Source organism: Serratia sp. A07 (assembly GCF_058725505.1).
This window is the reverse complement of record NZ_JBZXDO010000001.1, coordinates 278,024-290,580: the sequence shown is the minus strand read 5'-3', so window position 1 is coordinate 290,580 and position 12,557 is coordinate 278,024. Positions and strand designations below refer to the sequence as shown.

Here is a 12,557-nt window from a genome sequence, read left to right as displayed (position 1 = left end):
CCACAGTTTTGGTGGATAACGTGTGTGCAAGGGGCGGTGAAACGCTTAGCAGGCGTAAAAAAAAATCGCTCAGAAAATTATTATATTACGCGGGAAAGCGCGATCCGCAGGGGGGTAGGGGGTTGCACGCGTTCTCATTTTGTTTATGTCTTACTGTATAAATATACAGTTTTGTTATGATTATGCTGAGCAATTCAAGGTTGTATGCTTTTTCACCAGGTGACCCCCTGGCGTTACCGCTGTTTGCCGATCGCGTGGCCTGCGGCTTTCCTTCCCCGGCGCAGGACTATGTCGAGAGCAGGCTGGATCAGGCACTACCGACAGATTAAGAAACTGAGCATCCGAGAAACAGCAGACGCGACAGGCTACAGTACTTCCCAAGTTTGTCGCATTCAGGCCTTCTATAAAGAAGTTGAGACTGATTAAAAAGCAGCCTTAATGTACAATAATTTTCGATATTCAAACTGACCCCATGAACAATCAATGAGTTAGAGGTAAAAGATGATTTCATACAAAAAAACCATACCTGCTCTTGTCATATTCGCTTTATCTAATGCTGTGGCATATGCGAATGATTTCGACAAATCAAACGAAGCGATGGCAATTTCAGCAATAGGTTTTTCTGGCTCAAATGCTCGTGTTGCACATGATGTTTGTGGGGCAACCAATGAGAAAATTGATAAATATAAAAAACAAATAAAAGACTCATTAACTAGAACATTAAAGTATGAACAGTCAGGATTCGATACGCATTGGGATAATGGTTGGAAAAATGCTGATTTTTTGGTTAAGTCATTAAGTAATGATGAAGCCTATAAAAAAGAATATTGCCGAGAGGTTTTAGATGGAATTAATAATCCTGAAATGAATTAAGGATTATTCCTTATTTGGGGTTCTACGCCGGAACTCCAGATTTTTCCGTCCGCTAAAATTATCCCCGGTTGAGCAGCTTTATACCGTCAGCTCGCAGTGGACCATCAGGGAAAATGTGGCGGTACAGCGTTTGTCGGGTTATCCCAAGCTCCTGGCATAACGTACTGACTTTGGTCTCTGGCCGTCCCATTGATGCCATTGCCAGTCGCAATTTTATTGGCGTCATTTTGTAAGGCCGTCCGCCGTTCCTCCCGTGAGGCAAGGCCTGCCGCTGTTCTTTGCGGCGCTGTACGCAGCAGAGACCGACGGCCGCGCGCGACTGGCTCGACACCCGCTTAGTCCCGCCCTCTGGTCAAATGCAGGCTGACGTGTACAGCCTGCAGGCAGAGGATTTCGTCTGGCAACCGGTATCGCCCGCCGTCGGCGCCGTTCGCAATGACAATCCCTCACTCATCCTGCCCATCGATACGCCAACGGTCTGAGTGCCGCATTATCCACAGTTTTGGTGGGTATCATGTGTGTAAACACACGCGAAGAACGCCAAAAGCTGCAGGAAAAATCACTCAGAAAATTAGTATATTACGCGGGAAAGCGCGATCCGCAGGGGGATTGGGGGTTGCACGCGTTCGCGTTTTGTTTATGCTTAACTGTATAAATATACAGTTTGGTTATGATTATGCTGAGCAATTCAAGGTTGTATGCTTTTTCACCAGGTGAACCCCTGACGTTACCGCTGTTTGCCGATCGCGTGGCCTGCGGCTTTCCTTCCCCGGCGCAGGACTATGTCGAGAGCAGGCTGGATATCGGCAAGCTGCTGGTACGGCACCCCAACGCCACCTATTTCGTGCGCGCCAGCGGCGAGTCGATGATCGACGGCAATATCCAGGATGGCGATCTGCTGATCGTCGACAGCGCCCTGACGCCGGAGCACGGCAATATCGTGATCGCCGCGGTGGACGGGGAATTCACCGTCAAAAAGCTGCAACGCCACCCCGACGTGCGGCTGTTGCCGATGAATCCCGCCTACGCGCCGATCGTGTTCGACGACGAGGCGCAGCTGGAGATCTTCGGCGTGGTGACCTTTATCGTCTACGCGGCGCGGTGACTTCGGTCCTTTTTTTCATTTTTTTCTGCCCGATCTTTTCGTTGGCGTGACCTCTCTACTGAGTTTCCAGTTCAATACACTCAGGGGAATCCTTCATGGCCATAAAAAACAAGAACGGCGCAGGGCGTACGTTCACATCAGCCAAACGCATGACCGGGAAACGCGTCGCTATCGGGATAGGATGCGCACTATCGGGCATGCTCACCTCCGCGATGGCGGCGCCCGATGCGTCGGCACCACCCTCGGCGGTCGAACAGCCCGCTATCCTTTCCTTCGCCATTCCCGCCGGTGATCTGGCGCCCGCCTTGCAGACGGCGGCCGCTAAGGCCGGCGTGATAGTGATTTTCACGCCCGAACAGACGCGTGGAAAAAGCACCGCGGGCCTGCAGGGACATTACCGCCTCACCGACGCGTTCAATACGCTGTTGGCGGGCAGCGGATTGCGCGCTCAGCAAACCGCACAGGGATATCGGTTGGTCGACGCCGGGCCGGTTCAGCCTTTGACGATACCGGAACTGTCGGTGGTCGGCGGTTTGTCCGACAGCGTCGCCGCCGGCCGTTCGGTACTGGATAAAGAAGACATCGAACGCGTACAGGCCGATAACATCGCCAGTTTGCTTGATCGCTTGCCCGGCGTAGGGATGGCGGGATCGCCGCGCCCGGGCGGCCAAAGCCTGAATATCTGGGGCATGGGCGACATGGAAGATGTGAAGGTGGTGCTGGACGGCGCGCCGAAGGGATTTGAGAAATATCGGCAGGGTTCGGTATTCATCGAACCCGAACTGCTGAAAAAGGTTGAGGTCGATAAGGGGCCGCACAATCTGTTGAACGGCAATGGCGGCTTTGGCGGGACCATTACGCTGGAGACCAAAGATGCCGGGGATATGCTGCTGCCGGGCGAAGACTTTGGCGGCTTGCTGAAGTACAGCTACCACACCAACGATCGCCAGGGCATTTACAGCGGCGCGTTGTACGGCCGTACGCCGGAAGGATTTGCCGACGGTTTGATCTACATGAGCAAGCGTGACGGCGGCAACCTGAAGCGGCCGGACGGCACGCGCTTTGCCTATTCCGCCAACGATCAGGCTTCCTATCTGTTAAAAACCAATATTTATCTGAGCGAGGCGCAAACGCTGACGCTGTCGGCGATGCGCTCCGATTCCGATGGCTGGCAGCCTTTTGCCGCCAAGCGGGACGATATCGCCGCGCCCAGCCAGGCGGATATCGATAAATATGGCCGGGAAGAAGCGTGGCGCCGCATTCTGGTGTATCGCGACCAGACAGACACCAATTACTCGGTGAAATGGAATCTGGCGCCGGAAGCGCAGCCGTTGCTGAATCTGACGCTGTCTTACGCCTATTCGAAGACAGAGCAGCATGACAAGCGGCCGGATTCCGCTTCAAAGTTCAGCTATCTCGGTACGCTGGGCAATGAAAGCTGGGTGAACTATACCGATCGGCAGTTTGACGTCAGCAATGAAAGCCGTTTCGCCAGCGGGCCGCTGGAGCACAAGCTGTTGCTCGGCGCGCGTTGGCATAAACATCAGCGCGATACCCTGATGTATTACCCATCACAGGTGAAAAACGCCAGTTACAACTACGGCTATTTCCAGCCGTATTACATGCCGGCGGGCGAACAGGAAACCCGCAGCGTTTATCTGCAGGATGCGGTCAGCTTCGGCAGCCTGACCGTGACGCCGGGCGTGCGTTACGATCACGTGACCAACACCGGGCAACCGAACCGAGCTCCGCGCTATAACGACAGCGACCCGCTCGTGGGCCATGATTACAGCAGCGTGACCTATACCGGCTGGTCGCCGCATTTGGGCGTGATGTGGAAAGCGACGTCGAATCTGTCCCTGTTTGCCGACGTCAGCCGCACCTGGCGCGCTCCGGTGATCGACGAACAGTATGAAGTGCAATACGCCGCTTCCAGCGTGCCCGGCACCAGCCGCGGTCTGCAGGTGGAACGCATGACGGGCGTTCGCCTCGGCGCGGTGCTGGACTTCAACGATGTGTTGATGGCGAGAGACAGCCTGCAGATCCGCACTACGCTGTTCCGCAATCGCGGCAAGGACGAGATTTTCTATCGTCGCGGCGTAGTGTGCGACGCCGCACGGCACGGTGGCCAATGTGGGCAACCGTTGTCGAACTATCGCAACTTGCCGGGCTATACCATTGAGGGCGTGGAGCTCGAATCGTTTTATGACAGCGAAAGCCTGTTCGGCAGCCTGTCGTTCTCCTCGATTCGCGGCAAACGCGACGCTTCACCACGCGATCCGTGGGGCAGCGAAACCTGGATTGCCGAAATTCCACCCGTTACGGCACACGCGATGCTGGGCATGAAAGTGCCGCAGTGGGACATGGCCTTCGGCTGGACCGGCGATTTTGTGCGTAAACAGGATCGTTCACCGGCCGACGGCGACCCGATGGCCGTTGTCTGGGCGCTGCCGAAAACGTCGGGTTATGCATTGCACGGCCTGTTCGCCTCGTGGCAGCCCAGCGGTTTGCAGGGCTTCGAAGCTCGCGTCGCGGTGGACAACCTGTTCAACCGCGATTATTACCCTTACCTGGGCGAATCGGTGTCCGGCGTAGGGCGCAACATCAAGTTTAGCGTTAGCCAACGTTTCTGAATATCCTGCTGACAGGGGCCATTTCGGCCCCTTTTCACGTTTTCTCTCCCGTATTTCCCTACTTTTTCGCCGTTTATAAATCATCAGCAATCGCTTGACACAGAAGTTACAATTTTAAAATAATAATAATTATCATTTTCAATCTCATTATCAATTGGTGTCACCGAATGGCAAGGAAAGAGGCCGCGGCAGCCAACGGGTTTGCTCAACAGCTTTACCTTGAGCACCACAGTTGGCTATGCCATTGGCTGAGACAGAAGGTCGGGTGCGCGCATCACGCCGAAGACCTGGCGCAGGATACGTTCATCAGTATTTTACTGAGCCCGCAGTTGCTTGCCATTCGGCAACCACGCCCCTTCCTGGCGACCGTGGCGCGCCGGCTGGTGGCGAATTATTACCGGCGTAAAACAATCGAAGAGAGCTATCTGCAGGCCTTGAGCGAGCTGCCGGCGATCGAGGCACCCTCGCCGGAAGTCCGTCAACAAACCCTCGAAATGCTCGAACAGTTGGATCAGGCGTTGGACGGATTGCCGGCGCACGTCCGCGAGGCTTTCCTGTTGGCGCATCTGCAGGGCATGCGTTATTGCGACATCGCTGAGCGTTTGCGGGTGTCGAGCAGCTCGGTGAAACAATATCTGCAGCGTGCCAATTTGCACTGTTTCTTTGCATTGGCGGCGTAACGACAAGTGCGGAACCCATGATGGAATCGGATATCGATCGGCAGAGCGCGCGTGAGGCCGCCGCCTGGTTAACCCAGCTGATGTCGGAAGAGGCAAGCGACGCGGATAGGGAAAACTGGCGGCGTTGGTATCAGGCGAAACCGGAAAATGAACGCGCCTGGCGGCATATCGCCGCGTTTTCATCCCGTTTTTCTCTGCTTAACGGGGCGGCGGCGCAGCGTAGTCTGTCGCAGTTGCCAAACCCACAGCGCCGTCGGTTGCTGAGAAGCCTGGCGGCCATCGGCGTGGTGGGGTCGGTTGGCATCGGTTCTGGCGCGCTGCCATGGCGCCCCTGGCTGGCGGATTACCGCACGGCGGTGGGGGAGCAGCAAACCGTCGCGTTGGCGGATGGCGCACAGTTGATGCTGAACACGCAAACGGCGGTCAACGTCAGCCGTCAGCAGGCCGCATTGCTGGAAGGCGAAATGATGGTGAATCTGCCGCCGGAAAGCGGCGCGTTGACGGTGAGGCTGCCGCAGGGCGAGATCGTGGCGCAGGCTGCTCGCTTCAGCGTTCGCCTGTGGGAAACCTACAGTGATATCGCCGTTTATCTTGGCCGAGTCACGATCCTGTCGCCGGCGCATCGGAACGCGGTGCTCAACGCCGGTCAGGGCGGCAGATTCAGCCGGCAAGGCATTGGCGAACCGTATCGCGTGACGCAAGAGCCCGGTTGGCGGCAAGGCATGCTGTTGGCCGACAACATGCGGCTGGACGACTTCCTGATGGAGCTGGGGCGTTATCGTCAGGGTGTTATTCGCTGCCGGCCGGAGGTCGCCGGCCTGCGGCTCTCCGGCGCGTTTCCGCTGGCTGACCCCGAGCGCGTCATTGCGGCTCTGCCCGGTGCGCTGCCGGTTAGGGTAAATATGCTGTCAAAATACTTCATCACCGTATCCTAAAGTTTTTTACTCTGCTATTTGTATTTTTCCTTCTGGATTGGCCTGTTTTTTTCTCGTTTCCTGCCCGGTACCGCGTGCCTAAACGACTTTTCTGACATGCCCCGACCGTCGTGACCGTTGCGTACGTTGGTCGGTTTCACGCTTAACCTGAGTATCGTTTTCCATGTTGAATCACAACGTATTACCTGCCGATTTATCTTTACCGCCTACAGGCGGGCGATTGCGCTGGGCTACCGCCAATGTGTTGGCGTTGGGTCTGCATGGTGCGTTGTTGCTTGGCCTTGGTTATCACCTGGTGCCACCGTTGCTGCCCGCGGCGCAACCGATGGTGTTGATGATGGTTGCCGAGCAGGCGGAATCGACCCCCAACGCAGAGCCGATGCCGACCGGCGTGCGCCAGGTGCAGGCGGTGGCGCAACGGCAGGCCAATCGGGAACCGGAGGCGGCGATGCCTCCGCTGATTCATGCGCTGCGTGCGACGGAGCGGCAGAGCAAGGCTAAAGGGCAACGGAACGATCCCATCAGACCGAAAACGGAACCGCCGCGCCCAAGGCAGGAGGAACAGGAAAAAATAGCGTCTGCAAGCTCAAGAGCATCAAGCACCAGCGCGCCGCCGTCTCTGGATGGAAAGCGTGTTGCCGCGCCGCAAACCAGCGTGGCGTCGCAGCCGAGTCAGGATGCCTCGGTCTGGAGCGGCCTGCTGTTGGCGCATTTGAGCCGTTTCAAACGCTACCCGGCTCTGGCGGTACGCCAGCAGCGCCAGGGTATTGTTCAGGTTGCCGTGACGTTGGATCGACAGGGGAACGTGCTGGGTGTGAAGCTATTGCGATCGAGTGGGGTTGCTTCGCTCGACCGGGAGGCGCTTCAGTTACCGCAGCGCGCTTCTCCACTGCCCGCACCCGGCAACGAGATCGCAGCGGGGCAGGCGGAATTCAGCGTGACCATTCCGATTCGTTTCGATCTGCGTGAAGTTCGCCATTAATGAAAAACTCGGCTCTAGGTAAACGGAGGCTGAGTTAAAAGCCAAAGCGCATCAAACGGATAGCAGCGATGGGGTGGTTTCTACTTGATCGTCGCCAGAAAAATACAAATACTGTATGTATGTACAGTAATCTGGTGCCGTTATGAATAACAACCCACTGACGATGAAAGGTCGGCAACCATGTTCGCCCTGGTAGACGTCAACAGCTTCTATGCCTCCTGCGAGACCATCTTTCGGCCCGATCTGCGCGGGCGGCCGGTGATCGTGCTGTCCAACAACGACGGCTGCGTGATCGCCCGCAGCGCCGAGGCGAAGGCGCTGGGCGTGCCGATGGGCGCGCCTTATTTCAAAATCAAAGAGGAGATGCGCCGCCGCAACGTCGCGGTGTTCTCCTCCAACTACGCGCTGTACGCCGACATGTCCCGCCGGGTGATGGACACGCTGGAAGAGATGGCACCGGCGGTGGAGATCTACTCGCTGGACGAAGCCTTTCTGCGGCTGGACGGCGTGGCGCATTGCGAAGCGCTGGAGCCGTTCGGCCAGCGGGTGCGCGATCGCATCCGGCGCGAGCTGCATTTGACGGTCGGGGTCGGCATTGCGCCGAGCAAAACGCTGGCCAAACTGGCCAACTTCGCCGCCAAGAAATGGCGCGGCACCGGCGGCGTGGTGGATTTATCCGATCCGGCGCGCCAGCGCAGGCTGCTGGCGTTGATCCCGGTGGAAGAGGTGTGGGGCGTGGGCCGCCGCCTGACTCGCCAGCTGCAGGCGATGGGCATTCATACCGCGCTGCAGCTGGCGGACTGCGATACCCGGCTGGCGCGTAAAACCTTCAGCGTGGTGCTGGAGCGCACGATACGCGAGCTGCGCGGCGAATCGTGCCTGCGGTGGGAAGATGAGGCGGCCGCCAAAGAGCAGATCATCTGCTCCCGTTCGTTCGGCCAGCGGCTGACGCACTACCCGCACATGCGCGAGGCGATCTGCAGCTATGCCGAACGCGCCGCCGAAAAGCTGCGGCAGGAAAAGCGCTACTGCCGCAACGTGTCGGTGTTTATCAAAACCAGCCCGCATTCGGCGGGCGAGGGGTATTACAGCAATATGGGCACCGCCCGGCTGCAAACGCCGAGCAACGACAGCCGCGACATCATCGCCATGGCGGTGCGTGCGCTGGAAAGCATCTGGCAGGAAGGACGGCGTTACCTGAAGGGCGGCGTGGTGCTGGGGGATTTCAGCGCCGCCGCCATGGCGCAGATCGATCTGTTCGACGACTGCCCGCCGCGCCGCAACAGCGAGCGGCTGATGGCGACCCTCGATCGCCTGAATCAGGAGGGGCGTGGGCGCGTGTGGTTCGCCGGGCAGGGGATCGTCAAGCCGTGGCAAATGAAGCGCGACATGCTGTCGCCGGCCTACACCACTCGCTTGGCGGACATTCCGGTGGTGCGGCTGGGGACGTTTTCAGACGAAAAATAATTCGCGTGTCACACCACCGGCGCCACCGTCAGCAGCAGGTTGGCGAAGCGGCGCTGTTCGCCGGAGGCGATCACCAGCAGCGTCCGATCCGATTTGACCGCCGCATAAAAATCCTCACGCGGCAGGTGTTCTACCGGGCAATGCGCCGGCAGCAGCTGCCGGTATTCGGCTTCGATGGTGTTGGTGAAGTCCGGCGGGCAGGCCATCAGCGTGGCGCTTTCCACGTTGATGCAGGCCAGCAGTTTTTCCAGGATCGGCGGGGCGGCGAGCGTGCCGGGCGCCAGGTTCAGATAGACCACGGTGGCGTCTTTCGGCGCGTGGGTCACGCAGGCGTAGTTGCCGTCGGCGATCAGCACCTGAGTTTTATGCCCGCATTGCGCCAGCGCGGCGAGCAGCGGCGGGTGGGTGATGGCGGATTTGATCATAAAGCGATTCCTGAATGAGAGGGCGGCAGCCGTGCCGCCCGCGGTTGAACTACATGCGGTAGATGCCGCCGTTGATGTCGAGGGTGGCGCCGGAGATGAAGCCGTCGTATTCCGCCGCCAGGAAGGCGATGGCGCGCGCCACGTCGTCCGGCGTGCCTGCACGGCCCAGCGGGATGGCGCGAACGGTTTCCTCCGCCGATGCTTGGGTGGTGTGGCGATTATGGAAGCGGGTGCCGAGGATCAGGCCGGGGGCCACCGCGTTCACCCGGATGCCGTATTCGCCCAGCTCCGCTGCCAGCGAGCGTGTCCAGGTGAGCACCGCACCCTTGGTGGCGGAATAGACCAGCGAGCCGGAGTGCCCGCCGGCGCGGCCGGCCTGCGAGGCCAGGTTGAGGATGCTGGCGCCGTTTGCCGCCTTCAGGAACGGCAGTGCGCTCTGGGTCACGTTCAGCATTGTGGTCATGTTCACGTCGATCACGGTTTGCCAGAAGGCGCGGTCGATCTCGCCCAGCCATTTGCGCCCGACGATGCCGCCGACGTTATTGACCAGAATGTCGATGCCACCGAGAAACTCGGCGCCGGCCGAGACGCAGCGCAGCGTTTCGTCGGTATCGATGAGATCGGCGTAGCCGTAAGCGGCCTTTTGCCCCAATGAATGGGCCAGCGCCACCAGCGCTTTGGGGCCGCTTTCGTCGCTGTGATAGTGAAAATAGATGTCGCAACCGGCCTTGATCAGCCGCTCTGCGGTGGCGCGGCCGATGCCCTGTTCCGCCCCGGTGATAAAGACCTTTTTGCCTGCAAGATCGCCCATGATTGACTCCTTATTGTTCGTTAAGCATTGATGACGCCTTCACGCTGTTTCGCGCAGTAGAAAATGCAGATCAACCCGGTGGCCAGCAGGCACGAGGCCAGGAAAAACAGCCCCGGCGCGCTGCTGCCGGTCAGATCGTTCAATACGCCCACCGCATAAGGCGCGACGAAGCCGCCGATATTGCCGATGCAGCTGACCACCGCCAGCCCGGCGGCCGCGGCCGCGCCGGTGGAAATGTTGGCGGGCATGGATAAAAACGGCGGTACGGCGGTGTAGATGCCGATGGCGGCGATGCACAGGAACGACAGCGCGACGAGCGGATCGTATTTAAAAAATGTCACCGCCCCCATCAGGCCGATAGCGGCGACCACCATGCTGAGGCCGGCGAACACGCCAAGCTTTTTGGTTTTGCTGGCCCACAGGCTCCACGGGTACACCAGCAGCGCGGCCAGTCCGTAGGGAATGAGCGCCAGCAGGCTAACGCGGAAGATATCGCTGCCGGAAAGGGCGGTAATGATCGACGGCAGCCAGGTGCCGAAGCCATAAATGCCGCACACCATGCCGAAGTTGAGCAGTGCGTAGAGCAGGTATTTCTTGTTTTTAATCCCTTTCAGGAAGTCGCCCAGCGTGATTTTAGAGCCGGATTTGGAGCGGCCGGCGTTGCTCATCAGCCAGGCCTTTTCCTCCACGTTCAGATAGCCGACGTCCTTGGGCGAGTTCTTGATCAGGAACGGGATCAGCAGGCCGATGACGATCGGCGGCAGCCCTTCGAGGATAAACAGCAGCTGCCAGGGAGCGAACCCGAACCAATCATGCTGAATATTGAGAATAAAGCCGGAAATCGGCGAGCCGACGGCGTTGGACAGCGGCTGGACGATGATGAACATGCCGAGAATTTTGGTGCGGTATTTTTCCGGGAAGAACACCGTGAAGTAATACACCACCGAGGGAAAGAATCCGGCTTCGCACACGCCCAGCATAAAACGGCAGATATACAGCTCCAGCGGCGTGCGTACAAAGCCGAGCAGGGTCGCGAAGATGCCCCAGGAAATTAATATTCTGGCGAACCAGATGCGCGGGCCGAATTTAATGGTGCCGGCGTTGCTGGGTATTTCAAACAGAAAATACCCGATAAAGAAAATCCCGGAGGCGAAGCCGAAGGCCGAGGCGGTCAGGCCCAGGTTATCTTCCAGCGCTTTGGCGGCGTAGGCCATGTTATTGCGATCGAGAAAGGCCAGGAAATACAATAAAATCATGAGGGGGACAATATGCAGCGTCAATTTCCTGATAGCGCTGCGTTCAATATCCTGCGGCTTGCTTATTTTCATTTTGATATTTCCAATGTGGTTAATCGGAATAATAGAGGCCCGGCCCATAACCCTGAGCTGAACGTTAAATAACGGCACGACGCTGATTCATTGAGGCGCGGGCATCCCTTAAGCGCGACGGCCTTTTCCTTTGTTTTTGGCTGACACCGATCCGGACGATGCCGCTACGCATCGCCTGGGAAGACGCTGTTATTTCAGTTAGCCGGCGGCTTTGACCGAGCGCCGGCTGATGACCGTCGGCGGGAAGAGAAACTCGCCGGGCGGTTGCGCATCATTATTGATGCGGCCGATCAGGCGCTCGACCATCAGCTGCGCCATCTCCGCCAGCGGCGGCCTGACGGACGTCAGCCCCGGTTCGGCCAGGCCGGCCAGCGCGATATTATCGATGCCGATCACCGAGATGTCTGCGGGTACCTGGACGCCGGCGGCGCGCACCCCCACCATCAGCCCGATGCCCAGCGCATCGTTAATCGCCACGATACCGTCCGGGCGCGGCGTCAGCGCGAGCACGCGCGGCGCCAGCGTCAGCCCCAATTCAAACATTTCCGTGTCGCCGTAGGCGCTGTTGGCTTTACCTTCGATCACCCGTTGGCGTTCGCTCAGGCTGTGCCCCAGCGCACTTAGAAAACCGTCGATTTTGTGGCTGCGCCCGACGGTGAGCGTCGCTTCGGTGGCGAACACGATGTGTCGGCAACCGCGTTCGAGCAGGTGCTGCGCGGCCAGGCGCCCGGCGGCGACATTGTCCATCGATACGCTGTCGAACAGCGGGGTATCGATGGCTGCCCGTTCGGGAAACGGATTGTCGTAGCTGACGATCTTCATGCCCCGCTCGGCGGCCCGGACAAAATGGGTCTGGCGAATGTCGCTCGCCGCCACGATGATGCCGCGCACGCCATGCAGGAACATATCGTCGATAAACGCGGCCTCTTCCTGTTCCTGGCGGTAGGCGTTGCCGAGCAAGACGCGGTAGCGGTGAGCCCGCGCCGCACCGTCGATCGCATGCGCCAGCGCCGAAAAGCTCGGGTTGACGATCGACGGCAGCAGCAGGCCGATGATCTTGGCCTGCGGTGCGGGCACCGCCGCCGCCCGGGCCGGCCGGTATCCCAGGGTCGCCATCGCTTGTTCGATGCGCTCACGGGTCTGTGCGCTCATCTGGTGGCTGCGGTTATTCAGCAGGTTCGACACGCTGCTGATGGACACGCCGGCCAACCGTGCGACATCACGAATATTTGCCATTTGCCGATACCTTGCTGCCTGCCGTTAGCCTGCAATCTATAAGGGAAGCCGGCCGCAGGCAAGCTGCAACCGGGGCGCCGCG

The 12,557-nt window shown here is 58.8% G+C and carries 11 protein-coding genes and 3 pseudogenes; 10 read left to right on the top strand and 4 right to left on the bottom strand.

What is annotated here, in order from left to right; all coding sequences use genetic code 11:
- Positions 1–176: 176 nt before the first annotated feature.
- The 10 genes and pseudogenes from AC4PR2_RS01460 to umuC form a co-directional block, all read left to right on the top strand.
- Positions 177–308: pseudogene (locus AC4PR2_RS01460) on the top strand (translesion error-prone DNA polymerase V autoproteolytic subunit); the annotation flags it as partial.
- Positions 307–426, top strand: a pseudogene (locus AC4PR2_RS01455) (resolvase); the annotation flags it as partial. The pseudogenes AC4PR2_RS01460 and AC4PR2_RS01455, both read left to right, overlap by 2 nt.
- Before the next feature lie 75 nt (positions 427–501).
- Positions 502–873 carry a hypothetical protein gene (locus AC4PR2_RS01450; RefSeq protein WP_126171699.1) on the top strand — a complete coding sequence of 124 codons (372 nt, stop codon included), beginning with the start codon at positions 502–504 and terminating at the stop codon, positions 871–873.
- Between the two features lie 302 nt (positions 874–1,175).
- Positions 1,176–1,355 (top strand): annotated as a pseudogene (locus AC4PR2_RS01445) (SOS response-associated peptidase family protein); the annotation flags it as partial.
- 188 nt (positions 1,356–1,543) lie between these two features.
- Positions 1,544–1,978 carry a translesion error-prone DNA polymerase V autoproteolytic subunit gene (umuD, locus tag AC4PR2_RS01440; RefSeq protein WP_033635060.1) on the top strand — a complete coding sequence of 145 codons (435 nt, stop codon included), beginning with the start codon at positions 1,544–1,546 and terminating at the stop codon, positions 1,976–1,978.
- A 95-nt stretch (positions 1,979–2,073) separates the two neighbouring features.
- The gene (locus AC4PR2_RS01435; protein WP_376788273.1) at positions 2,074–4,611 is read left to right on the top strand and encodes a TonB-dependent receptor; all 2,538 of its coding nucleotides are present in this window, start codon (positions 2,074–2,076) and stop codon (positions 4,609–4,611) included.
- 167 nt (positions 4,612–4,778) lie between these two features.
- Positions 4,779–5,291, top strand: coding sequence for a sigma-70 family RNA polymerase sigma factor (locus tag AC4PR2_RS01430; RefSeq protein WP_047571520.1), 513 nt, complete (start codon positions 4,779–4,781; stop codon positions 5,289–5,291).
- 17 nt (positions 5,292–5,308) lie between these two features.
- The gene (locus AC4PR2_RS01425; RefSeq protein ID WP_159318143.1) at positions 5,309–6,226 is read left to right on the top strand and encodes a FecR domain-containing protein; all 918 of its coding nucleotides are present in this window, start codon (positions 5,309–5,311) and stop codon (positions 6,224–6,226) included.
- A 220-nt stretch (positions 6,227–6,446) separates the two neighbouring features.
- Positions 6,447–7,208, top strand: coding sequence for a TonB family protein (locus tag AC4PR2_RS01420; RefSeq protein WP_197795228.1), 762 nt, complete (start codon positions 6,447–6,449; stop codon positions 7,206–7,208).
- Positions 7,209–7,388: 180 nt separating this feature from the next.
- Entirely contained in the window at positions 7,389–8,675 is a 1,287-nt protein-coding gene (gene umuC / locus AC4PR2_RS01415; RefSeq protein WP_060439694.1) for a translesion error-prone DNA polymerase V subunit UmuC, read from the top strand.
- A gap of 8 nt (positions 8,676–8,683) precedes the next feature.
- Here the strand turns inward: umuC and AC4PR2_RS01410 are convergent, their stop codons facing one another.
- The 4 genes from AC4PR2_RS01410 to AC4PR2_RS01395 all read right to left on the bottom strand — a co-directional run bounded on the left by AC4PR2_RS01410 (position 8,684) and on the right by AC4PR2_RS01395 (position 12,475).
- The gene (locus AC4PR2_RS01410) at positions 8,684–9,100 is read right to left on the bottom strand and encodes an RbsD/FucU domain-containing protein (RefSeq protein WP_060420681.1); all 417 of its coding nucleotides are present in this window, start codon (positions 9,098–9,100) and stop codon (positions 8,684–8,686) included.
- 49 nt (positions 9,101–9,149) lie between these two features.
- Positions 9,150–9,911 (bottom strand): SDR family NAD(P)-dependent oxidoreductase, encoded by a 762-nt coding sequence (locus AC4PR2_RS01405; RefSeq protein WP_492174839.1) that lies wholly within the window; start codon positions 9,909–9,911, stop codon positions 9,150–9,152.
- A gap of 20 nt (positions 9,912–9,931) precedes the next feature.
- Positions 9,932–11,167 carry an MFS transporter gene (locus tag AC4PR2_RS01400; protein ID WP_170310536.1) on the bottom strand — a complete coding sequence of 412 codons (1,236 nt, stop codon included), beginning with the start codon at positions 11,165–11,167 and terminating at the stop codon, positions 9,932–9,934.
- 270 nt (positions 11,168–11,437) lie between these two features.
- Positions 11,438–12,475, bottom strand: a complete 1,038-nt coding sequence (locus tag AC4PR2_RS01395) for a LacI family DNA-binding transcriptional regulator (RefSeq protein WP_060420687.1) — start codon at positions 12,473–12,475, stop codon at positions 11,438–11,440.
- Positions 12,476–12,557 lie beyond the last annotated feature (82 nt).

Coding starts and splice junctions, on each gene's coding strand:
- AC4PR2_RS01450 (WP_126171699.1), top strand. CDS start 502: ATGATTTCATACAAAAAAACCATACCTGCTCTTGTCATATTCGCTTTA.
- umuD (WP_033635060.1), top strand. CDS start 1,544: ATGATTATGCTGAGCAATTCAAGGTTGTATGCTTTTTCACCAGGTGAA.
- AC4PR2_RS01435 (WP_376788273.1), top strand. CDS start 2,074: ATGGCCATAAAAAACAAGAACGGCGCAGGGCGTACGTTCACATCAGCC.
- AC4PR2_RS01430 (WP_047571520.1), top strand. CDS start 4,779: ATGGCAAGGAAAGAGGCCGCGGCAGCCAACGGGTTTGCTCAACAGCTT.
- AC4PR2_RS01425 (WP_159318143.1), top strand. CDS start 5,309: ATGATGGAATCGGATATCGATCGGCAGAGCGCGCGTGAGGCCGCCGCC.
- umuC (WP_060439694.1), top strand. CDS start 7,389: ATGTTCGCCCTGGTAGACGTCAACAGCTTCTATGCCTCCTGCGAGACC.
- AC4PR2_RS01410 (WP_060420681.1), bottom strand. CDS start 9,100: ATGATCAAATCCGCCATCACCCACCCGCCGCTGCTCGCCGCGCTGGCG.
- AC4PR2_RS01405 (WP_492174839.1), bottom strand. CDS start 9,911: ATGGGCGATCTTGCAGGCAAAAAGGTCTTTATCACCGGGGCGGAACAG.
- AC4PR2_RS01400 (WP_170310536.1), bottom strand. CDS start 11,167: ATGATTTTATTGTATTTCCTGGCCTTTCTCGATCGCAATAACATGGCC.
- AC4PR2_RS01395 (WP_060420687.1), bottom strand. CDS start 12,475: ATGGCAAATATTCGTGATGTCGCACGGTTGGCCGGCGTGTCCATCAGC.